The following is a 21,372-nucleotide window of genomic DNA, read 5'->3' on the forward strand; positions in this document are numbered from 1 at the left end:
ACCACAGGTCAATGAGTTGCGAAAGTTGCAGCCGCCGCCACTAGCGCGCTTTCCGGACAGATCGATTGGACGTCACCAACGATCTCGCCGATTTGACCGATCGTGAAGCCGCGACGGCTTGGGGCCAAGGCCGCCCATGCGCACATGGTGACCCGCGGGTGATGCATCCTCCCCCGGCGCACCCGCAGAACCGATCCCGGCCCGCCGCCCTTTCCAGCCCGTACGGCTCGGGCCGGGGCCGTTCGCTCTCGATGGGTCGATAGGAGCAAGCATGATGCGCTCTATTTTAGCCGTGAGCCTGTTGATGACGTTGTGTGATGCGGCCAGCGCAGCAACGCAGCATCACCACCGCGCGCGCCATCATGTCATTGTTTCGCCAGACGTGGCCTCGAGCTTCGCCGCCGTCCCGGGCTGGGCCCAACCGCCGCGCCGGCCGACCGCCCAATACGACGACGCGCCGAGCTACAATGATCCATCCAAGTCTGGCGGCTCAGCAGCACTGCCCGTTCAAAACTAAGCAAACACTGCTAAATCGCTCACGGTTTCGCTCGCTTGTGACGAGCCAGCAGCAGCGCGATCGCGCAAGATCCCAGTCTTGCGAGCGTTCCGTCGGAGCGGCTGGTCAGAATGATCGGCACGCGCGCGCCGAGCACAATGCCGGCCATCTGCGCCTCCGCGAGATACTCGAGTTGCTTCGCCAGCATGTTGCCGGACTCGAGATCCGGCACCACGAAGATGTCGGCGCGACCAGCAACCGGTGAGACGATCCCCTTGGTCCTGGCCGACTCCGCCGAGACCGCGTTGTCGAAGGCGAGCGGACCGTCGAGAATACCGCCGGTGATCTGGCCCCGATCGGCCATCTTGCAAAGTGCCGCTGCGTCAAGCGTGGATTTTATTTTCTCCGTGACGACCTCGACCGCGGACAGGATTGCCACGCGCGGCACCGGTATCCGCAGGGCGTGCGCCAGATCGATCGCGTTCTGGATGATGTCGCGCTTGTCCGCCAGGGTCGGATAGACATTGATCGCGGCGTCGGTGATGAGGATCGGCCTCGGATAGCTGGGCGCATCGATCGCAAAGACGTGGCTGATGCGCCGAGCGGTGCGCAGCCCCGATTCGCCGCCGACGACGGCGTGCATCAGCTCATCGGTGTGCAGCGCCCCCTTCATCAGCGCCTCGACCTTGCCGGCGCGGGCCATGGCGACGGCTTGCGCTGCCGCGGCCTCGCTGTGCTCTGTCGACACGATCTCATATGGCGCCAGATCGAGCTGGGCCAGCGCGGCCGCGGCGCGTATCCTGGCCTCCGGCCCAACCAGCACCGGGGTGATCAGATTGATGCGGGCGGCTTCGACGGCGCCAAGCAGCGACGGCGCATCGACCGGGTGAACGACCGCGGTGCGAATCGGGGCGAGACCGTGGGTCATCTGGATCAGGAGCTGATAGCGCCGCCCCTTCTGCCGCAGCTCGACCTCGGGGAGGATCGCGCGCGGTCGAGATATCTTCTCGGTCGGCGCGATGACATCCGCGGTCCCGGTGACGACCTCCTCCGCGTTTTGATTGACCGCCCGGCAATCGAGGATGACGCGGTGCGTTGGCTCGATCTTGTCCCTCACCTTCACCGTGACCGTGATCGTGTCGCCCAAGCCGATGGATCCCTGGAAGTGCAGGGCCTGGTCGACGTAGACGGTTCCCGGACCCGGGAGCTCTGTTCCGAGCAGCGTCGAGATCAGCGCGCCGCTCCACATGCCGTGCGCCACCACCTTGTGGAAGGTATCGGTTTTGGCAAACACGTCGTCCAGATGGGTCGGATTGATGTCTCCCGACATGACCGCGAACAGCTCGACGTCCTTCTGGGTGAGCGTTCGGACCAGGCTCGCGGTGTCTCCAAGCCTGATCTCGTCGAATGTCCTGTTCTCGATGCGCTCCATTCCGCCACTCCGAATTCGCCTGCCTGACCGACGATATGGTAGCCGGCATCGACATGATCGACATTCCCGGTGCGCGCGGCCGCGCCGTTTCAACACCGTAAAGCATGACCGTCAACAGGGACTCGCCGTCTGTCATGAGGGGATCAGCCGATCGCGCGCCGGTGCCCATGCAGTGAAACGACACATCGCCATTGTGCTTATGACGCCGATCCAGCCAAACCGGGCCCTAATTTGCGGCCGGATAAAACCGGCCTTGACGGGCAAGCTCAATCGGAAGAGTTCGTCCGAACCACTTCACGCAGCTCCTTCAGTGTCCTGCGCATGCCATGCAGCTGATCGACCAGATGGAGTATCACGCCAACGGCTTCGTCGTTCACCCCAAGCTCCATCTTGAGATCGCGGATGAAGCGCGCCCGGGCGATATCGATATCGGAAAAGCTCATTTCAGCGGACGAACCGCCGGGGATCAGCCACTCCTCCGCGATCCAGGAGTTCAGCGTTTCATGCCCCACGCCGGAGAGCGACAGAAATTCCTGCTTGCTGAGCTTCATGTCACCACCTCCTCGCGAGGATTGTAAGTCTTGCCGTTTTCCCAGCCGGCAACGAATGCCTCGAGCTCCGGGTCCGGCTTCTTCGGCAGCATGACCTTCAGCCTGACCAGCTGATCGCCATGGCCACCGGCAGGCCTGGGTGCACCCTTGCCCCTCAGCCGCAGCACTGTCCCGGTATTCGACCCCTTCGGCACAGCCATCGTGACTGCACCGGTCGGCGTAGGCACCCTGATCCGGCCGCCGAGAACGGCTTCCGTGAGCGTGACAGGCAATTCCAAATGGATGTCATCGCCGTGACGCGTGAAGAATCGGTCGGGCTTGATTTCGATCTCGATGAGAGCATCGCCTGCACCGCCCTTGCCCGATCCCGGCGCACCTTTGCCGCGCAATCGCAGCACCTGTCCCTCGACGACACCGGGCGGGATCGTCACATCGAGCGTATCGCCGTCGGGCAGTGTCAGGCGCTTGTTTGCGCCCGCGATCGAATCGATGAACTCGATCGGAAGCCTGAATTCGAGATCGTGCCCGCGTCGGTTGGCTTGCGCCCGGGCGCTCCGCCTCAACAATTCGGCAAAGGTGTCGTCCGAATCCATGAAGTCCGCGAAGCCGGAATTGTCGGCATAAGGATGATCCTGTTCCGAGGCGGCGTAGTCCTTGTAATAGTGCTGCGGCGGCCGCTCCGAGCCTGCGGCGTCGATCTCGCCGCGATCGAACCTCTTGCGCTTTTCGGAATCGCCGAGCAGGCCGTAGGCCGAAGCTATTTCCTTGAATTTCTCTTCTGCCTCGGCATTGCCCGGATTGAGGTCGGGATGCAGCTTTTTCGCAAGTTTGCGATAGGCCTTTTGAATATCTTCCGCGGAAGCCGTAGCGGCAACTCCCAGAATTTCATATGGATCTCTCTGCTGCATGTCTAACGGCCACCCTGGATCTGTCCGTCGTCTGCGAAACCTCGCGATCGATCAATGGCGCAGCGTTTCGCGCCGAACCACCTCGGGATTTTGCGATTTCAAGAACTGCCGGTAAAGTGGCTATTCGGCCTGCGGCGGTCAAAAATGCTCAGCCCTGTCCTGCCGAGCGATCTTCGCAGCTTACCCGAGCGGTTTCACCGCGGAAGGCACCACAATCCGGCCCGAGGACTCTCACCGGGCCAGCGCGCTGTCGAGACAGGAGCCCGGCCTCACCCGGTGGAACCGTTGGCGAACACCCGGCTGGCCAGCACATCGGATGCCTCGAGCGACATGATGTCGTCAACGCTCAGCACGCGGTCGAGATCGGCGACGAGGCGGTTGGCTTGTCGCAGCCGCATGCGATCGAGCGCGTTGCGGATCGAGCGCGCATTCGAGAACAGCGGCTGGGTCTTGCGCAAAGCGATGTAGCGGATGAAGGCCTGGCGCGCGTCGGGGCTGAACCTGTAGTTCATGTCGCGCAGCATCAACTCCGCGATCTGCAACAACTCCTCATCGGAATAGTCGGGAAAGTCGATGTGGTGGGCGATGCGGGAGCGGAAGCCCGGATTGCTGCCGAAAAACTTGTCCATCCGGTCGCCGTAACCGGCGAGGATCACCACCAGGTCTTCGCGCTGCGATTCCATCACCTGGAGCAGGATCTCGATCGCTTCCTGGCCGTAGTCGCGCTCGTTATCGGGCCGGTGCAGGTAGTACGCCTCATCGATGAACAGCACGCCGCCCATCGCCTTCTTCAAAATTTCCTTGGTCTTCGGGGCGGTATGGCCGATGTACTGACCCACCAGCTCATCGCGGGTGACGGACACGACCTGGCCGCGGCGCACGAATCCGAGCTTGTGGAGAATGCTGGCGATCCGCAGCGCCACGGTGGTCTTGCCCGTTCCCGGATTTCCCGTGAACGACATATGCAGGGTCGGCACCTCCGATGTCAGGCTCATTCGCTTGCGGATGCGCTCGATCAGCAGCAGCGAGGCGATCTCGCGAATCCGGGTCTTGACCGGCCTCAGCCCGATCAGCTCGCGGTCGAGCTGGTCGAGCACCTCGCCGATGCCGACCTCGTTGAACTCGCGGCGCAGATCGACCCGCTCGAGCGGCGGGCTTTTGTCCTCACTCTGCGAAACGGCCGATGGAAGGCTTTGCGAGTTCATGCGCCACCATAGCGCGCGCCCTCGGGACGATCGACGGCGTAGGATGTCGTGGTGTAGCGGATCTTGCGTCCATCGGCTTCGTGCCGTTCAAGACGGAAGCCCGGCTCCTGTTTCGGCCGATTGACGATGAACGAGAGCCGCACCGACTCCCAGCCGTGGCTGGAATCGAACGCGGACATCCGGATGTAGCGATCGCCGTAAACCTTGCGGCATTCATTCAGCTCCATCATCACGCCGGCGGCGTCACGCAGGTCGAACATCGGCAGTCCCCACATTTCCCAGAGATTGTTGCGGGGATGCGGATCGTCGGTGAATTCGATGTTCACCGCCCAGCCTTTTTCGAGCGCGTACTGGACCTGGCGCGAGATCTGATCGTCGGTGAGATCGGGCAGGAATGAAAAGCAGCCTTGGGTAATGCGCATGATCCTGATCCTCACATCGAGACGCTGGCGGTGGGGGCATAGTCGGGCATGTCGGTGGACTCGTAGTTGAAGGTGACGTCCTTCCAGACCTCCAGCGCCGATTTCAGCGGCGTGCAGGTCTGCGCCGCCTTGGCGAGGATCTCCGGCCCCTCGTGCAGATAGTCGCGGCCCTCGTTGCGCGCGAGGATCATGGCTTCCAGCGCGACCCGGTTGGCGGTGGCGCCGGCCTGGATGCCCATGGGGTGACCGATGGTGCCACCGCCGAACTGCAGAACGACGTCCTCCCCGAGGTGATCGAGCAATTGATGCATCTGGCCGGCGTGAATGCCCCCCGAAGCCACCGGCATCAGCTTGTTGAGGCTGGCCCAGTGCTGGTCGAAAAACACGCCGTGTTCGAGCCTGGCCGGATTGAAGTCCTCGCGGCAGATATCATAATAGCCGCGCGTCGTCGCCGGATCGCCTTCGAGCTTGCCGACCAAGGTGCCGGCATGGATGTGATCGACCCCGGCGAGCCGCATCCATTTCGCGATCACGCGGAACGAGACGCCGTGGCTGCGCTGCCGCGTATAGGTCGAATGCCCGGCGCGATGCAGATGCAGGATCATGTCGTTCCTGCGCGCCCATTTGGCCATCGACTGGATCGCGGTATAGCCGATCACCAGGTCGATCATGATGATGACGGAGCCGAGTTCCTTGGCGAATTCGGCCCGCTCGTACATGTCCTCCATGGTTCCGGCGGTGACGTTGAGATAGGTGCCCTTGATCTCGCCGGACGCGGCCTGGGCCTTGTTGACCGCCTCCATGCAATACAGGAATCGCTCGCGCCAGTGCATGAACGGCTGCGAGTTGATGTTCTCGTCATCCTTGGTGAAATCGAGTCCGCCCTTCAGCGCTTCGTAGACCACGCGGCCGTAGTTGCGTCCGGACAGGCCGAGCTTCGGTTTCACGGTGGCGCCGAGCAGCGGACGGCCGAACTTGTCCATGCGTTCACGCTCGACCACGATGCCGGTCGCCGGCCCCTGGAAGGTCTTGACGTAGGCCACCGGCAATCGCATGTCCTCGAGCCGCAGCGCTTTCAGCGGCTTGAAGCCGAACACATTGCCGATGATCGAGGCCGACAAATTGGCGATCGATCCGTTCTCGAACAGGTCGAGGTCGTAGGCGATGTAGGCGAAGTACTGCCCGGGCGAATTGGGCACGGGATCGACGCGGTAGCACTTGGCGCGGTACTTCTCCGCGGCCGTCAAGCGGTCGGTCCACACTACCGTCCAGGTCGCAGTCGACGACTCGCCGGCGACCGCGGCCGACGCCTCGATCGGATCGACGCCGTCCTGCGGCGTCACCCGGAACAGCGCGATGATGTCGGTGTCCTTTGGCTCGTAGTCCGGCTCCCAATAGCCCATCTTCTTGTATTCCATGACGCCGGACCTGTAGCGATCCTTGCCGCGGATGGTCATCGAATGTTCGTTCATGGGGTGCTCCTTCAGATGATGTCGACCGGCCGAGCCGGCTCGCAGGCTTTCACGTCATTCGGCGGCGGATGCGATCTGCCCGACACGCGGATCGAGCGCGCCCGAGCGGTAGCGCCTGGCCATTTCCGACAACGGCAGGACCCTGATCTTGCCGGCATGGCCTGCGGTGCCGAACTGGACGAAGCGCTCGCGACAGAGTTCGCGCAGCGCATCCATCGCCGGTTTCAGGAATTTGCGCGGGTCGAATTCGCTTTTGCTCTGCGTTGCGACCTTGCGAAACGCCGCGGTCATCGCCAGCCGGCAATCGGTATCGATATTGACCTTGCGGACGCCATGCCGGATGCCGCGGACGATCTCCTCGACCGGCACGCCCCAGGTCTGCGGCATCTCGCCGCCGAACTGGTTGAACAGATCCTGCAGCGACTGCGGCACCGAGGACGAGCCGTGCATCACAAGATGCGTATTCGGCAGCCGCCGATGGATGTCCTCGACCACGCTCATCGCCAGGATCTCGCCGTCCGGCTTGCGCGAGAATTTGTAGGCGCCGTGCGAGGTACCCATCGCGATCGCCAGCGCATCGACCTTGGTGGCGCGGACGAAATCGACCGCCTGATCCGGGTCGGTCAGCAACTGATCGTGGCTGACCTTGCCTTCGACGCCGTGACCGTCTTCCTGTTCGCCGCCGCCATGCTCGAGCGAGCCCAAGACGCCCAGTTCGCCTTCCACGGATGCGCCGATCCAGTGCGCCATCTCGACCACGCGGCGGGTGATATCGACGTTATAGCGGTAGTCCGCCGGCGTCCTGGCGTCGGCCTCGAGCGAGCCGTCCATCATGACGGACGTAAACCCGTGTTGCAGTGCCGTGGCGCAGGTCGCCTCCTCGTTGCCATGGTCCTGATGCAGGCAGAGCGGAATTTGCGGATACATCTCCTCCAGCGCCTCGATCATCTTCGACAGCATGATGTCGTTGGCGTAGGAGCGCGCACCGCGCGAGGCCTGGATGATGACCGGCGCATCGACGGCAGCCGCCGCCTCCATGATCGCAAGCCCCTGCTCCATGTTGTTGATGTTGAACGCCGGCACGCCGTAGTCGTGCTCGGCGGCATGGTCCAGCAATTGCCGCAAGGTAATTCGTGCCATCATCCTCTCCGTATCGTTTCCAGCTGTGCAGGAAGCGTCATGCGTCACCAGCCGCCATGGCCGAGCGCGCGAGGCTTCGGCGCGCTGCGGCGGCAACGGCCCCCGCGGTGATGCCGAATTCGCGATAGAGCACCTCCGCCGGCGCGGACGCGCCGAACCCGGTCATGCCGAAGACTTCGCCGCCGTCGCCGAGCCAGCGTGCCCAGTCGCCCTCAACCGCGGCCTCGACGCCGATCCTCGGGACGCGCCCCAGCACGGCGGCGCGGTAGTCGTGCGATTGCCGGCGAAACAGGTCAAAGCACGGCGCCGAGACAACCGCGGCACGGACCTTGTCCTGTTCGAGCAGCAGTTCGGCCGCCTTCAGGGCAATCGCGACCTCGGAGCCCGTCGCGATCAGGGTGACGTCCCGACCATCCATGGGTTCGACCACGACATAGGCGCCATAGGCGACCTGATTGGCATTCCCGGCTGCATGACGGAACGCCGGCAGCGCCTGCCGTGACAGGCACAGCACCGAAGGATTGGTCTCCGCCCGGAGCGCGCAATCCCAGGCTTCCGCAGTCTCGACGGCGTCGGCGGGCCGAAACACCAGAAGGCCCGGAATTGCCCGCAGCGCGGCGAGATGCTCGACAGGCTGATGGGTCGGACCGTCTTCTCCCAGTCCGATGGAGTCATGCGTCATCACATGGATGACCCGGATGCCCATCAGCGCCGCCAACCGGATCGCCGGGCGGCTGTAGTCGGCGAAGGTCAGAAACGTGCCGCCGTAGGGAATGAAGCCGCCGTGCAGGGCGATCCCGTTCATCGCCGCCGCCATCGCATGTTCGCGGACGCCATAATGGAGATAGTCGCCGGCGAAGGACTCCGGGCGCACCGGACGTTGGGTCTTGGCGCAGGTGAGATTGGAGTGGGTGAGGTCGGCCGAGCCGCCCAGCAGATTCGGCAGGGCTTCCGCGATCGCGTCGATCACGAGCTGCGAGGCCTGCCGGGTGGCAATGCCGGGCCGTTCGCGGGCAAACCGTTCCAGAAGCCGGTCCATCGCGTCACCATAGTGACGCGGCAATTTCCGGTTCAACGCATCATGGAAGGGTGAGCGCGCATCAGAATGCTGGCGCCGGGTCCGCTCGATCCAGCTCCGTCGGGCCGCCTGTCCCCGCGCGCCGATCCTGCGCCATTGCGCGGCAATGTGCTCCGGAATCTCGAATGGCTGATATGGCCAGTTCAAGGCGGCACGCGTCTTTGCGATCTCGTCGGCGCCGAGCGGGGCGCCGTGCGCCTTTTCGCTCCCCTGCCGGTTCGGTGCGCCAAACCCGATCACGGTACGGCAGGCAATCAGCGACGGCCGGTCATTGCTGCGCGCGCGTTCGATCGCCGCGGCAATCGCTTCGGGATCATGCCCGTCGATCCGGCAGGTCGACCAGCCTGACGCCTGGAACCGGGCGAGCTGGTCGTCCGAACAGGACAAGGACGTCGCCCCGTCGATCGAGATCCGGTTGTCGTCGAACAGCACGACCAGGCGTTTGAGCCGGAGATGGCCGGCCAGCGAAATCGCTTCCTGGCTGAGACCTTCCATCAGGCAGCCGTCGCCGGCGATCACATAGGTATGGTGATCGACCACATCATCGCCGAAGCGCGCGTTCAACAGCCGCTCGGCCAGCGCCATGCCGACCGCCGTGGCGATGCCCTGCCCGAGCGGGCCGGTGGTGGTCTCCACACCCGGCGTATGGCCATATTCGGGATGGCCTGGCGTGTTCGATCCCCACTGGCGGAATGCCTTGAGCTGGTCCGACGTCACCGCCTCATAGCCGGTGAGATGAAGCAGCGCATAGAGCAGCATCGAGCCGTGACCCGCAGACAACACAAACCGGTCGCGGTCCGGCCACGCCGGGTCGGCGGGATCGAATTTGAGGAAGCGCGAGAACAGCACGGTGGCGACGTCGGCCATGCCCATCGGCATGCCCGGGTGGCCGGACCTGGCTTTCTCGACCGCGTCGATTGCCAGGAACCGGATCGCATTCGCCATGTCGGCATGCGCGACGTCCACGCGCGTGGCAATGGAAGATGGGGCTTGGATGTTCATACCGTGCGCCTCTTGCGTTCCATCAGTTGCAGGATCAGCGGGGTGAGGATGAGCTGCATCGCGAGGTCGAGTTTCGCGCCATGAATCACGATCGAATTGGCGCGCGACATGAAGCTGTGCGGAATCATCGACAGCAGATAGGGAAAATCGATGCCGCGCGGGTTCTTGAGCCGGATCACCACCATCGATTCGTCCGGCGTCGGGATCCAGCGCGCGATGAACGGATTCGACGTATCGACCGTCGGCACGCGCTGGAAATTGATGTCGGTCTCGGCGAATTGCGGGCAGATGTAGTTCACATAGTCGGGCATCCGCCGCAGAATCGTGTCGGTCACGGCCTCCTGGGTATAGCCGCGGGCACTGCGGTCGCGATGCAGTTTCTGGATCCACTCCAGATTGATCACGGGCACGACGCCGATCTTGAGATCGGCATATTGCGCGATATTGACCTTGTCGGTCACGACGGCGCCGTGCAGCCCCTCGTAGAACAGCAGGTCCGACTTTTCCGGCAGCGGCCCCCATTCGGTGAACGTGCCCGGCTCGGCGCCATAGAGCTTCGCCTCCTGCTCGTCATGCACGTAGTGCCGGGTCGTGCCGGTGCCGGATTCGCCGTAATCGCGAAACACCTTCTCGAGTTCCTCGAACAGGTTGGTATCCGGGCTGAAATGGCTGAAATGCTTGTTGCCGCGCTCGGCCTCATCGGCCATTTTCGCGCGCATTTCGGCCCGGTTGTAGCGGTGGAAGGCGTCGCCCTCGATATAGGCGGCACCGACCTTCTCGCGGCGGAAGATGTTCTCGAACGTGTTCTTCACCGACGTGGTGCCGGCGCCCGACGAGCCCGTGATCGAGATGATGGGATGACTACGCGACATGACAGACGGCCCCGGCTCAGCGAAACAGCCCGCGCCGCGCAAACAGCGGCGCGTCGCTGTTGTCGAACATCGGCTCGATGCCCTCGTGAATGGCGGCGACATCGCGAACCCCGCGCACCGATCCCATGATCAACGGCACGCGCTGATGCGGCGTCTTGGCCCCGAGCTCCAGGATGCGCCTGCGTCCCGTGGTGGCGGCGCCGCCCGCCCACTCCATCACCAGCGCCATCGGATGAGCCTCGTACAACAGGCGAAGCCGGCCTTCGCGATAGCCGGGCCGGGCGTCGGCCGGATAGAGAAACACGCCGCCGCGCACCAGGATGCGAAGCGCTTCCGCCACCAGCGAACCGATCCAGCGCATGTTGAAATCCGCCGCGCCGCCACCGTGCGTGCCGGCAAGACATTCGTCGATATAGGCCCGGACCGGCCCATGCCAGTGCCTTCGGTTGGATGCGTTGATGGCAAATTCCGGCGTATCGGGAGCGATACGGACGCCCTGTTTGATCAAGACGAACTGCCGCACGCGCCGATCGAGGATGAAGATATCGACGCGGCCGTCGTGGGCGAGAACCAGTGTGGTCTGCGGGCCGTAGACGACGAAGCCCGAGGCGCATTGCGCCGTGCCGGGCTCGAAAAAGGTGGAGAGAATGTCGTTGCCCCGCGGCCGGATCGAAAAGATGGTGCCGACCGATATATTGTTCTCGAGGTTGGCGGATCCATCGAGAGGATCGATCGCCACGCAGAGCGGCGCATCGCGATCGAGGATTTCGGGCAGTGCCGCCTCCTCGGAGAGCACTGCGGCCACGGGAGCGTCGCGCAGGGCGCGCCGCATGATGTCGTCGGCCAGAACATCGATATCCTTTTGCTGGTCGCCATCGGAGTTCATGCCACCGGCCTCACCGGTGATGCCCGCCAGCGGTCCATCCGCTATGCGCCCGGCAAGCTCGATCGTCGCCGCGGCGATGGTCTCGATCACCTCGCAGGCCGCTGCGCAGTCCGGCGTCTGCGATACCGACTTTTCGAGATGCGAACGCAGGCTGGCGCGCTCGTCCATGACTGTCTCCCCCCGCGCCCCTTTTCGGGACACTCTTGACTGCGGTGCGCCGGTCGGCCATCCGCCCTGCAAGGGAACCGCAATTTGCCGGATTAGGGAAATTTTGTTATCTTTGGCCCAAACAAAGTTTTTCTTATAAGAGGGCCATATGGCGGATCGTTTTTCGCGGGAGCTGACGCTGCGCCAGTTGCGCGCACTGGTCGCCGTTCAGAAGCATCGCTCCGTCACCGCCGCCGCCAGGCAGCTGCATCTGACGCAGCCCGCGGTGACCTTGCAGCTTCGCAATCTGCAGGCGCTTGCAGGGCTGCCTTTGATCCAGCGCACCCCGGACGGCATGCTGCTGACCGACGCCGGCCGTGAGGTTCTTGCGCTGAGCGAGCGCATCGAGGCCGCCGTCGCCGCCTGCGCAACCTCGCTCGACATGATCGCGGGAAGGACCGCCGGACGGATCTCGATCGGTGCCGTCAGCACCGCCAAATATTTCGTCCCCTTTGCGATCTCCGGATTTTCGAAGGCTCATCCGAACATCGACGTCACGCTGTCGATCGGAAACCGCCAGGAAATCGGGACGGCGCTGCGCGGCTATGACCTGGATATCGCCATCATGGGCCGGCCGCCGGTCGACATTCCCATGAACGTGCACCTGATCGGCGACCACCCCCATGTCATCATCGCGCCGACCATCCACCGCCTGGCGCGAAAATCGCACCTTACGCTGGGCGACCTTGCCGACGAGACGTTCCTGATGCGCGAGCCCGGATCCGGAACGCGCGGATTGATGGAGCAACTGTTCGAAACCGCGGGCGTGCGGCCGAAAATCGGCATGGCGATGAGCAGCAACGAGACCATCAAGCAGGCGGTGATTGCCGGGCTCGGCATTGCCTTCATTTCCGCGCACACGGTCGCGACCGAACTCGACGAGCGGCGGCTGGTGATGCTGGATGTCGATGGCCTGCCGGTCGTCCGTCAATGGTTCGTGCTGGCCCGCAAGGACAAGGTGCTGCTGCCCCCGGCACAGGCCATGATGGACTTCCTGAGCGCCAACGGAGCCGCGTTCCTGCCGCGAACCCACGGCAGGCTGCGGATCACCCGCCCCTCCGCACGCGACAAACGCGGCTGACGTATTTCTGCGGGCGCCGGGACTGTGATCCGTTGTTGATCCGCAAGATGCAGCGGCTCCTTTCGGAGCGTGAGATTGCTCGGCTTGCTACCGCAGTTATCGGCGGCGCCGACGGATGCCACGCAAACGGTTCAAGCCTGCAAGGACATCTCGCGGGTCGATATCGACCATCGATAACGACATGGTTCCGATGCGCTGGCACTTACGTGCCCGGCCGCCACGACAGATCGTCAGAAAGGACGTAGATCGTAATCGCCGCCAAACACAGCAGGACGCCCACCCAAAACCACGGTGAATGATGGATGCGCCTCCAATCGTTTCGTTGGCCGGGCGCTTCCGGCTCGTCCTCACGACGATATCCACCATTCATCTCGCAGCACCTCCAATTACCCCGCGGACCCACTTCATCCGGCAGGAACGGCTCAGAGCATTTTTCAGGACAACCAGAGCGCTTTCCGATTCAACGTCATCGGGAAGCGCTCCAGCCTCGATTACGATCCCGAAGTCTTCTTCTGCGCGGCAACCTGCAAACGCTCATTCGAAAGCTCTACGGTTGCTTTGCGATTATACTCGGCCGCATCCAGCGCCCGTTGGATGGCTCGGTCGAGCTCTGCTTCACGAAAAGGCTTCTCCAGCGCCACCACCCCCGGCTTCTGCGCCAGGATCCTCTTGATGTCACCGCTGACGAACAGATGAGCCACAAATCCGGTGCTGAGAATTTCATCGATAGCCGAAATGCCGTTCCCCTGCCTCAGTTGCGCATCGGCAATGATCAGGTCCGGCCGATAGCGGAGGGCTGCGGCCACAGCGCCGGTCTCGGTCGCCTCAACGCCACAAACGCCGTGGCCCATTTCCACGAGCGTGTCCACGAGAAGCATGGCCACCAGGGAATCGTCTTCCACCACGAGTATCTGCAGCGCTTTCATTCGTCTGCCTCGCCTCCCGCGCCACCCTCGTTCACCCAGAATTCGATACTGTCGTGCAACTCGAATGCGGCACGAGCGTTCGCGGGGAACGCTTTGTCACCGGCGTGGCGGCCAAATGGTCGCGCCGGTCGGGCGCTGTTGACTCGGCGCTGACACCGGATCGACGGAGGTGCGCCCTTTCGGACTGATTGCATGGTCCGGTCCCCCAAAGACACCGCGCTCTCCGCCCCAAGAGCGCTCCAACAACACGAATTTGTGTTTGCGATCGCACCAAGGACGCACGACATCAATCATGGCATCATAGCAAGGACGGACCGCCTAGAGCAGGCTCGGAAACTACTCAGGACCGAACTGTCGGCCATGCGTCGGTGCGGGACGCGAAGATCGCAGCCGCCTTCCGACTGATCTCGTTCCGGACAGGCGTCTCCAGATCAAGCCACACCGCTATCGCCCGGAGCGATGGCCTCATCGCACCCTGAGTAGTTTCCGAGTCTACCGTCGCGCGCCCGTTCCAGGATAGCGTCCCGCCGCGCGTAAATTCTCCGAATACGATCCTGCGCCGATGCTGGCGTGGGCCTTAGGCGCCCATCTTTGCCAAACATCGACCTGGCCAGAAAGAGGATAGAATGAAAACAATAGACTCGGTTATCGCCGTCTTTGCCGACCATCCAGCGGCAGAAGCAGCCATCAAAAAACTGACCGCGGCCGGCTTCGAGATGAAGAACCTCAGCGTCGTCGGCAAAGGATATCACACCGACGAAAAAGTCGTCGGTTTTTACAACACCGGCGATCGGGTCAAGTTCTGGGGCACGCGCGGCGCGTTCTGGGGCGGCTTTTGGGGATTGTTCTTTGGCGGCCTGTTCATGGCCATTCCCATCGTCGGGCACGTCGTCGTGCTCGGCTATCTCGCGACCATCGCGATCGCTGGCATCGAAAACGCGGTGATTGTCGGCGGGCTGAGCGCGCTTGGTGCGGCTCTCTACAGCATCGGCGTCCCGAAGGACAGCGTGATCAAATACGAGACCGCGGTAAAGGCCGACGGATTTCTGGTGATGGCGCACGGCTCGACGGAAGAAATGGCTCGCGCAAAGACGATCCTCGGTGAAGCAAAGCCGTCGCAGCTCGACGTGGTCGCAGGCGTCATGGCTCCTGAGCACGCAGCCGGTTGATCTGCCGTCTGCTCGGCGTCAGGCGTCGCCACCGGTGCTGGCCAGATTGCCTGTGCCGATGGCCGCACGTTCTGCCGCCGGGCGGTCCGCTCGATTGATCGTGGGCTCACGGTTGGCAACATGGAAAGTGTCAGGCAGATGGAAGCCAAAGTCGCAACACCCAAGGCGCCGGAATCCAGGCCAAACGCGAAGCCCGATTCGAAGGACGATCTGAAGTCCCTGCCGCTCGCGGAGGTCGAAAAAAAACTGCAATCGTCGCCGGACGGTCTCACCCAGGCTGAGGCGGAGAAGCGGTTGGCTCAATATGGGCCGAACGAGATCGAAGAAACGAAAAGCAATCCGTTCCTGAAGTTTCTGAGCTATTTTTGGGGTCCGATCCCCTGGATGATCGAAGCGGCGGTGGTGCTTTCAGCTGCGGCCCGGCACTGGCCGGATTTTGGCATCATTCTCGTGCTGCTTCTCGCCAATGCGGTGGTCGGGTTTTGGGAGGAACACCAGGCGGGCAACGCCATTGCGGCGCTGAAGGCCAAGCTGGCCATCACGGCGCGGGTGAAACGTGGTGGAAAATGGGTTACCCCGCCGGCACGCGATCTGGTGCCGGGCGACGCCATCCGCTTGCGCCTGAGCGACATCGTCCCGGCCGATGCCCGCCTGCTGGACGGCGACGAGTTGTCCGTGGACCAGTCGGCGCTGACCGGTGAGTCACTACCCGCCACGCGCAAATCTGGCGACGCCGTATTTTCCGGCTCGATCGTTCGTCGTGGTGAGATCGGCGCGCTGGTCTATGCGACGGGCGGCAAAACCTATTTTGGCAGGACCGCGGAACTGGTAGAGACGGCGCTTACCGTTAGTCATTTCCAGCAGGCCGTCCTGAAGATCGGAAACTACCTGATCATGCTGGCGGTGGGCATGGTGGTGCTGATCATTGCCGTGGGAATCTACCGGGGCAACCCGATTCTTACGACGCTGCAGTTTGCCCTGGTCCTCACCGTGGCGGCGATCCCGGTGGCGATGCCTACCGTTCTCTCGGTGACGATGGCGGTCGGAGCCCGCCTGCTTGCGAAGAAGCAAGCGATCGTGAGTAAGCTCGTCGCGATCGAGGAACTGGCCGGCGTCGATGTGCTGTGCGCAGACAAGACCGGGACCCTGACGCAAAACAAGCTGACCTTGGGTGATCCGTTCTGCCTGGATAAGATCACCGCCGAAGAGCTGATTCTAGCGGGCGCACTCGCCTCGCGATCAGACAATGACGACACCATCGATCTAGCCGTCCTGGGCGGCCTGAAGGACAAGCAGAGCCTGAAATCCTACCAGGTCACGCATTTCGTCCCGTTCGATCCCGTGCACAAGCGCACCGAAGCCACCGTCAAGGCCGCGGATGGAAGTATATTCAAGGTAACGAAGGGCGCGCCTCAGGTCATCCTGGAACTGTCCGCCAATGCCGCGGCGGTGAAGTCCGCGGTCGACAAGGCCGTTAACGACTTCGCCGCCCGCGGCTTTCGTGCGCTGGGCGTGGCCCGGGCGGACGGCGACGGCAAATGGCAGCTCCTCGGCGTGCTGCCGCTGTTCGATCCCCCCCGCGAAGACGCGAAATCCACCATCGCGATCGCGGCCGAGATGGGCGTGAAGATCAAGATGGTGACCGGCGATGCGCTGGCGATCGCCCGGGAGACCGCCAAGACCCTGGGAATGGGTACCAACATTCTCGACGGCGCCACCCTCGGTGACGCCAAGACCGAGGAGAGCGCCGCAGCGGCGAAGTCCATCGAAGACGCCGACGGCTTCGCCCAGGTATTCCCGGAGCACAAATTCCATATCGTCGAGGTGCTGCAGAAGCATGACCACATCGTGGGCATGACCGGCGATGGGGTGAACGACGCGCCCGCGCTCAAGAAGGCCGACTGCGGCTTCGCTGTTTCCGGCGCGACGGATGCAGCGCGTGCGGCGGCCTCCATCGTGCTGGTCGCGCCGGGGTTATCGGTGATTATCGATGCGATCAAGGAGAGCCGGAAGATATTCCAGCGAATGAACAGCTACGCGATGTACCGCATCGCCGAGACGCTGCGGGTGCTGTTGTTCATGACGCTGGCGATCATCGCCTTCAACTTCTATCCCCTGACCGCGATCATGATCGTGATGCTGGCGCTACTCAACGACGGCGCCATCCTGTCCATCGCCTATGACAATGTCATCTACAGGAACGAACCTGAAGCATGGAACATGCGCACGGTGCTGGGAATCGCCACTGTGCTGGGTCTCGTCGGTCCGTGTGCCGCATTTAGTCTATTCTACCTCGGCGAACACGTCTTTCACATCGATCATCCACAGCTCCAGACCATGATGTACCTGATGCTGTCCGTAGCCGGACACCTGACGATCTTCCAGACGCGCACGCGCGGCCCGTGGTGGTCCATACGCCCGGCGCGAATTCTCCTGCTCGCGGTGGTCGGGACCCAGAGCGTGGCAACGTTGATCTGCATCTTCGGGTTTCTCGTGACCCCTCTCTGGTGGGGTTGGGCGGCGCTGGTTTGGGGCTATGCGTTGGCTTGGTTCGTGGTGACGGATCCGATGAAACTGCTCGCATATCGTCTCCTCAGTAGCGCGAAAGTCGGGACCCGATCCGGGGCACAGGCCACAACCACGTCAAGAGCCGGCACGGCTCATCAAGTGAACCCGACATGAAAATACATCCGAAGGAATTTCGCGTAGCCGAAGGCGACAAGGTCGATCTCGGCAAATGGCCGACGAAAATCGATCCCGTGTACAAGTCGAAGCACCAATACAAGAAAATGCTGGAGGCGCATATAGCGCAGCTCAGCGCCCAACAGCAGCTTCACTATGCATCGAACCGATATGCCATCCTGCTGATTTTCCAGGCGATGGATGCGGCGGGAAAAGACGGTGCCATCAGCCACGTGATGTCCGGAATCAATCCGCAGGGATGTCAGGTGTTCAGTTTCAAGCACCCCAGCGCGACCGAATTGTTGCACGATTTTCTCTGGCGCACCACGCGTGACCTCCCGGAGCGGGGCCGGATCGGCATCTTTAACCGGTCCTATTATGAAGAGGTCCTGATCGCGCGCGTCCATCCCGAGATCCTGCGCAGTGAGGGGCTGCCGGATGCCTTGCTGATCGAGAAGTCGGTCTGGCATGACCGCTACCGTTCAATCGTGGACCTGGAAAGACACCTCCATGGCAATGGGACCCGCGTCGTCAAATTCTTCCTTCACCTCTCGAAAGAGGAGCAGCGAAAGCGCTTCCTCGAACGCATCGACGATCCCCAGAAGAACTGGAAGTTCAGCGTCGACGACATCAAGGAGCGAAAATACTGGGAGCAGTATATGACGGCATTCGAGCAATGCCTCGGCGCCACCAGCACCGGCGATGTTCCCTGGTATGTCGTTCCCGCCGACGACAAGGAAAATGCGCGATTGATCGTCTCGCAAATCGTCCTCGACACGTTCGAGTCGCTCAAGATGAGCTATCCGAAAACAACCGACGCGCGCCGCAAGGAACTACTGGCGATCCGCAAGGGGCTGGCGAAGTGAAGGCTTGGAGAGCTCGGCGCGATCTTGGTCGGACACGGTCAGGTCCAGTCCGACGCGAAGGATCAAACCCTGGAAACCATCGCCCAAACCCCGGGCAAGTCGCGTACGGGATCAAAATGCGTCGCACTCAACCACGCTGGATATGATACACTGCCCGTGGGACGTCGCTGTCGAGTGCGGACTCCGAAGGGAGTTGGTCCGCACCGCCCCCGTACTGAGGCCGCTTCCGCTAACTATTTTGTAACGTGAGCAATATTGACCAGATTTTCGCAATTCAGAAATACATGATGGTCGTGTCAGCCGGGGATGTTGCGGGCATCTGCCGGTGGCAAGAGTTCAGCGACCCCGCCGATCGAGAGAAGCGTCGTGGCCGAATCCCAATCGCAGCACTCATGCCTGCCAGTCGCGATCGAAAGCCCCGAATGTCCGAAGTGCCGCGGCCCGATGATACTGTCCGGCATCGTGCCGGGGCGTCTGCAGTTCGATGCACGCCTGTTTGGGTGCGTTGCGTGCGATCATGTCGAAAAGGTGTTGGTAGCGGTCGATCCGATTCAATCCGACGTGCTCGGATGGTTTCTGGGTGAACTGAGGGCGCCAACGTAACGACGTTCCTTGGTTGTGCGCGACGCGCTCGTCGGACGGCGAGCCGCCATCGTCTGCCTCAGCAGTCGCTAACCCGCCCACCCCGACCGTTCCAGACATGCTCGTACGACGCATCGGGTCGTACCGCTGTTCATGAACGGAGATCACCGAAAATAGCGCCACTACACGATACCTTGATGATGCAGGCCAAGCTCCAACTCTTGCGATATCTCAACATCAATGCCTGATAGCGTGCGATGACAGGGCCCGTCGGAAACAGCAGTTTGAGAGTACGGGATGGCTAGGAGTTCCGGGCGGAAGGCCAAGACAGCCCGGCCGTCATCGGGCCGAAGGATCACGCCGGCCCGCCGCCCCCCGAAGGATTCGAATGTCTTTCCCATCGTGGGAATTGGCGCCTCCGCAGGCGGTCTTGATGCCTGCAGGAGCTTTCTGGATGCGCTGCCAGCCAGCTGCGGCATGGCCTTCATCCTGGTTCAGCACCTCGACCCCACCCACGAAAGCATGATGGTGGATTTGCTCGCGGGTCATACCTCGATGACCGTGCTTCAGGCGACCGAGGCAATGCGGATCGATCGCGATCACCTCTATATCATCCCGCCTGGAACCTATCTGTCCATCGACAAAGGGGCACTCCATCTCTCGCCGCCCCAGGCGCGCCATGGAGCGCGCCTGCCGTTTGATTTTCTCCTGAACTCTCTGGCGGCCGACTGCGGGACGCGTGCGATCTGCATCATTCTGTCAGGCACCGGCGCCGACGGCAGCGTCGGCCTGAAGGCCGTCAGGGAAAAGGGCGGACTGGTCATCGCACAGGATCCCGACGAAGCCGGCTATGACGGCATGCCGCGGAACGCGATCCTGACCGGCTGTGTGGACCAGGTGCTTCCGGTCGGAGAGATGCCCGTCGCACTTGGGAAATACCGCTCTCGGTTGACCGTGAAGCGCCCGCCGCATGGCGATTTGACTTCCCAGGATGAGACGCAGGATCGATTGTCCGAGATCATCAATCTTCTGCTCACGAAGACCGCGCACAATTTCACGCTCTACAAGCAGGGCACGTTGAGGCGCCGGATCGAACGGCGCATGGGCCTCGCCGCGATCGAAGTCCATGACATGGACAGGTATCTCCAACTGCTGCATTCGAACCCCCGGGAGCTCGACCTTCTGGCCAAGGATCTGCTCATCAATGTCACCAGCTTTTTTCGCGATCCGAAGGTGTTTGAGTTTTTGGCAGAAAAGATCATCCCCGATCTGATCGGCAGGCAGGCACCGGATCACATCCTTCGGATCTGGGTCGCCGGATGCAGCACCGGGGAGGAAACCTACTCACTCGTCATTCTGTTTCGCGAGGCGATCACGGCGGCGAAACGCAATGTCAAGCTGCAGGTCTTCGCCTCCGACGTCGATCCGGGCGCCGTCGCGGTCGCGCGTGACGGCCTGTATCCGCAAGCGATCGAAGCCGATGTCTCGGCGGCGCGTCTCGCCCGATTTTTCACAAAGGAAGATCACGGCTACAGGATATTGCCCGAGCTTCGCGCAATTGTGATCTTCACGGAACAGGATGTGCTTTCCGATCCGCCGTTTTCGCGTCTGGACCTCGTTTCGTGCCGAAATCTCCTGATCTATCTGAGCCCGGAAGCCCAGGCCAAGACAATCTCGGCATTCCATTTTGCGCTGCGCGACGGCGGAATTCTTCTGCTCGGCAACTCTGAAACAGTCGGCAATTTCGACAGCCAGTTCGAGGTCATCTCAAAGCCCCTGCGCCTCTTTCGCCACGTCGGCCGTGCCCGTTCCGGCGAGTTCAGCTTTCCGATCGGCGCAGGAGTACGGTCGCCTGCAATGAACGGCCAAGGCCAAAGACCCTCGCGCCAGGCCGCTCTCGCCGATCTCTGCGGGCGGTTGGTGATCGAAAATTACGCACCAGCCGCAGTCCTTATCAACCGCAAATTCGAGTGCCTGTATTCGCTTGGGCCCACGGATCGCTATCTGCGGGTTGCGCCCGGGCACCCAACGCAGGATCTGCTTGCGATGGCGCGACCGAATATCCGAACCAAACTCAGATCGGCGATCCAGCAGGCAGGCCGGGACAAGGTTCACGTCGTCGTCGCTGGCGGTGAGATCATCCGCGACGGCGACGCGCGATCGTTCGATATTGCCGTGCAACCGGTCCTGTTCGAAGGCAACGACTTTTTCCTGGTGGGCTTCATTGACGCACCGAAGCTGCAGGAGAGGAGCAACAGCACCGCTACGTCGGAAGACGTATCCCGGGTCGGAGAGCTTCAGCAGGAACTGGACGCGACCCGGACAGAACTTCAGACCGCGATCCGCAACCTCGAAATGTCGAGCGAGGAACAGAAGGCCATCAACGAGGACGCGC

At 62.4% G+C, this 21,372-nt stretch carries 18 protein-coding genes; 6 read left to right on the plus strand and 12 right to left on the minus strand.

Translation table 11 applies throughout. The annotated features are described in order from the left end of the window. The first annotated feature begins 271 nt into the window (after window positions 1-271). Complete coding sequence (locus WCB02_RS16315; RefSeq protein ID WP_423959495.1) at window positions 272-517, plus strand: hypothetical protein; 246 nt, start codon at window positions 272-274, stop codon at window positions 515-517. A 19-nt stretch (window positions 518-536) separates the two neighbouring features. Here the strand turns inward: WCB02_RS16315 and WCB02_RS16320 are convergent, their stop codons facing one another. The 10 genes from WCB02_RS16320 to WCB02_RS16365 form a co-directional block, all read right to left on the minus strand. After that, window positions 537-1,928, minus strand: coding sequence for a bifunctional enoyl-CoA hydratase/phosphate acetyltransferase (locus WCB02_RS16320; RefSeq protein ID WP_423959496.1), 1,392 nt, complete (start codon window positions 1,926-1,928; stop codon window positions 537-539). Between the two features lie 266 nt (window positions 1,929-2,194). After that, the gene (locus tag WCB02_RS16325; protein WP_423959498.1) at window positions 2,195-2,479 is read right to left on the minus strand and encodes a chaperone modulator CbpM; all 285 of its coding nucleotides are present in this window, start codon (window positions 2,477-2,479) and stop codon (window positions 2,195-2,197) included. After that, window positions 2,476-3,387: a DnaJ C-terminal domain-containing protein gene (locus tag WCB02_RS16330; RefSeq protein ID WP_423959500.1), complete on the minus strand. Its 912-nt coding sequence runs from the start codon at window positions 3,385-3,387 to the stop codon at window positions 2,476-2,478. Before WCB02_RS16330 ends, WCB02_RS16325 begins: the two co-directional genes overlap by 4 nt. 269 nt (window positions 3,388-3,656) lie before the next feature. Further along, window positions 3,657-4,592, minus strand: coding sequence for a CbbX protein (gene cbbX, locus WCB02_RS16335; protein ID WP_423959502.1), 936 nt, complete (start codon window positions 4,590-4,592; stop codon window positions 3,657-3,659). Continuing rightward, the gene (locus WCB02_RS16340; protein WP_423959503.1) at window positions 4,589-5,014 is read right to left on the minus strand and encodes a ribulose bisphosphate carboxylase small subunit; all 426 of its coding nucleotides are present in this window, start codon (window positions 5,012-5,014) and stop codon (window positions 4,589-4,591) included. Before WCB02_RS16340 ends, cbbX begins: the two co-directional genes overlap by 4 nt. Window positions 5,015-5,025: 11 nt before the next feature. Continuing rightward, window positions 5,026-6,486 (minus strand): form I ribulose bisphosphate carboxylase large subunit, encoded by a 1,461-nt coding sequence (locus WCB02_RS16345; protein ID WP_423959504.1) that lies wholly within the window; start codon window positions 6,484-6,486, stop codon window positions 5,026-5,028. Window positions 6,487-6,540: 54 nt separating this feature from the next. After that, complete coding sequence (gene fba, locus WCB02_RS16350; RefSeq protein WP_423959506.1) at window positions 6,541-7,626, minus strand: class II fructose-bisphosphate aldolase; 1,086 nt, start codon at window positions 7,624-7,626, stop codon at window positions 6,541-6,543. A 37-nt stretch (window positions 7,627-7,663) separates the two neighbouring features. Further along, window positions 7,664-9,706, minus strand: coding sequence for a transketolase (gene tkt, locus WCB02_RS16355; protein WP_423959509.1), 2,043 nt, complete (start codon window positions 9,704-9,706; stop codon window positions 7,664-7,666). Then, a complete protein-coding gene (locus tag WCB02_RS16360) occupies window positions 9,703-10,578 on the minus strand; it encodes a phosphoribulokinase (protein ID WP_423959511.1) in 876 nt (291 codons plus the stop codon). Before WCB02_RS16360 ends, tkt begins: the two co-directional genes overlap by 4 nt. 16 nt (window positions 10,579-10,594) lie before the next feature. After that, window positions 10,595-11,632, minus strand: a complete 1,038-nt coding sequence (locus WCB02_RS16365; RefSeq protein WP_423959513.1) for a class 1 fructose-bisphosphatase — start codon at window positions 11,630-11,632, stop codon at window positions 10,595-10,597. Between the two features lie 148 nt (window positions 11,633-11,780). Here WCB02_RS16365 and WCB02_RS16370 point away from each other — a divergent pair, with 148 nt between their 5' ends. After that, the gene (locus tag WCB02_RS16370) at window positions 11,781-12,752 is read left to right on the plus strand and encodes a LysR family transcriptional regulator (protein WP_423959515.1); all 972 of its coding nucleotides are present in this window, start codon (window positions 11,781-11,783) and stop codon (window positions 12,750-12,752) included. A gap of 491 nt (window positions 12,753-13,243) precedes the next feature. Here WCB02_RS16370 and WCB02_RS16375 read toward each other — a convergent pair whose 3' ends face one another. Then, window positions 13,244-13,678: a response regulator gene (locus WCB02_RS16375; RefSeq protein ID WP_423959517.1), complete on the minus strand. Its 435-nt coding sequence runs from the start codon at window positions 13,676-13,678 to the stop codon at window positions 13,244-13,246. Between the two features lie 626 nt (window positions 13,679-14,304). Here WCB02_RS16375 and WCB02_RS16380 point away from each other — a divergent pair. The 3 genes from WCB02_RS16380 (at window position 14,305) to WCB02_RS16390 (ending at window position 18,395) form a co-directional block, all read left to right on the plus strand. After that, the gene (locus WCB02_RS16380; RefSeq protein WP_423959519.1) at window positions 14,305-14,847 is read left to right on the plus strand and encodes a general stress protein; all 543 of its coding nucleotides are present in this window, start codon (window positions 14,305-14,307) and stop codon (window positions 14,845-14,847) included. A gap of 138 nt (window positions 14,848-14,985) precedes the next feature. Then, window positions 14,986-17,529 carry a plasma-membrane proton-efflux P-type ATPase gene (locus WCB02_RS16385; protein ID WP_423959520.1) on the plus strand — a complete coding sequence of 848 codons (2,544 nt, stop codon included), beginning with the start codon at window positions 14,986-14,988 and terminating at the stop codon, window positions 17,527-17,529. Continuing rightward, window positions 17,526-18,395: an ADP-polyphosphate phosphotransferase gene (locus WCB02_RS16390; RefSeq protein ID WP_423959523.1), complete on the plus strand. Its 870-nt coding sequence runs from the start codon at window positions 17,526-17,528 to the stop codon at window positions 18,393-18,395. Before WCB02_RS16385 ends, WCB02_RS16390 begins: the two co-directional genes overlap by 4 nt. A 390-nt stretch (window positions 18,396-18,785) precedes the next feature. Here WCB02_RS16390 and WCB02_RS16395 read toward each other — a convergent pair whose 3' ends face one another. Beyond that, window positions 18,786-19,160, minus strand: a complete 375-nt coding sequence (locus WCB02_RS16395) for a hypothetical protein (RefSeq protein WP_423959525.1) — start codon at window positions 19,158-19,160, stop codon at window positions 18,786-18,788. 114 nt (window positions 19,161-19,274) lie between these two features. Between WCB02_RS16395 and WCB02_RS16400 the strand changes: the two genes are divergently transcribed. Then, a partial coding sequence (locus tag WCB02_RS16400) for a chemotaxis protein CheB (protein WP_423959527.1) occupies window positions 19,275-21,372 on the plus strand: 2,098 nt, incomplete at its 3' end.

It is taken from the genome of Bradyrhizobium sp., from assembly GCF_049581145.1.
Classification (GTDB): Bacteria; Pseudomonadota; Alphaproteobacteria; order Rhizobiales; family Xanthobacteraceae; genus Bradyrhizobium.

Bases quoted from the DNA above. Each gene is read 5' to 3' on its own strand.
- WCB02_RS16315 (WP_423959495.1), top strand. From the start codon at position 272: ATGATGCGCTCTATTTTAGCCGTGAGCCTGTTGATGACGTTGTGTGAT.
- WCB02_RS16320 (WP_423959496.1), bottom strand. From the start codon at position 1,928: ATGGAGCGCATCGAGAACAGGACATTCGACGAGATCAGGCTTGGAGAC.
- WCB02_RS16325 (WP_423959498.1), bottom strand. From the start codon at position 2,479: ATGAAGCTCAGCAAGCAGGAATTTCTGTCGCTCTCCGGCGTGGGGCAT.
- WCB02_RS16330 (WP_423959500.1), bottom strand. From the start codon at position 3,387: ATGCAGCAGAGAGATCCATATGAAATTCTGGGAGTTGCCGCTACGGCT.
- cbbX (WP_423959502.1), bottom strand. From the start codon at position 4,592: ATGAACTCGCAAAGCCTTCCATCGGCCGTTTCGCAGAGTGAGGACAAA.
- WCB02_RS16340 (WP_423959503.1), bottom strand. From the start codon at position 5,014: ATGCGCATTACCCAAGGCTGCTTTTCATTCCTGCCCGATCTCACCGAC.
- WCB02_RS16345 (WP_423959504.1), bottom strand. From the start codon at position 6,486: ATGAACGAACATTCGATGACCATCCGCGGCAAGGATCGCTACAGGTCC.
- fba (WP_423959506.1), bottom strand. From the start codon at position 7,626: ATGGCACGAATTACCTTGCGGCAATTGCTGGACCATGCCGCCGAGCAC.
- tkt (WP_423959509.1), bottom strand. From the start codon at position 9,706: ATGAACATCCAAGCCCCATCTTCCATTGCCACGCGCGTGGACGTCGCG.
- WCB02_RS16360 (WP_423959511.1), bottom strand. From the start codon at position 10,578: ATGTCGCGTAGTCATCCCATCATCTCGATCACGGGCTCGTCGGGCGCC.
- WCB02_RS16365 (WP_423959513.1), bottom strand. From the start codon at position 11,632: ATGGACGAGCGCGCCAGCCTGCGTTCGCATCTCGAAAAGTCGGTATCG.
- WCB02_RS16370 (WP_423959515.1), top strand. From the start codon at position 11,781: ATGGCGGATCGTTTTTCGCGGGAGCTGACGCTGCGCCAGTTGCGCGCA.
- WCB02_RS16375 (WP_423959517.1), bottom strand. From the start codon at position 13,678: ATGAAAGCGCTGCAGATACTCGTGGTGGAAGACGATTCCCTGGTGGCC.
- WCB02_RS16380 (WP_423959519.1), top strand. From the start codon at position 14,305: ATGAAAACAATAGACTCGGTTATCGCCGTCTTTGCCGACCATCCAGCG.
- WCB02_RS16385 (WP_423959520.1), top strand. From the start codon at position 14,986: ATGGAAGCCAAAGTCGCAACACCCAAGGCGCCGGAATCCAGGCCAAAC.
- WCB02_RS16390 (WP_423959523.1), top strand. From the start codon at position 17,526: ATGAAAATACATCCGAAGGAATTTCGCGTAGCCGAAGGCGACAAGGTC.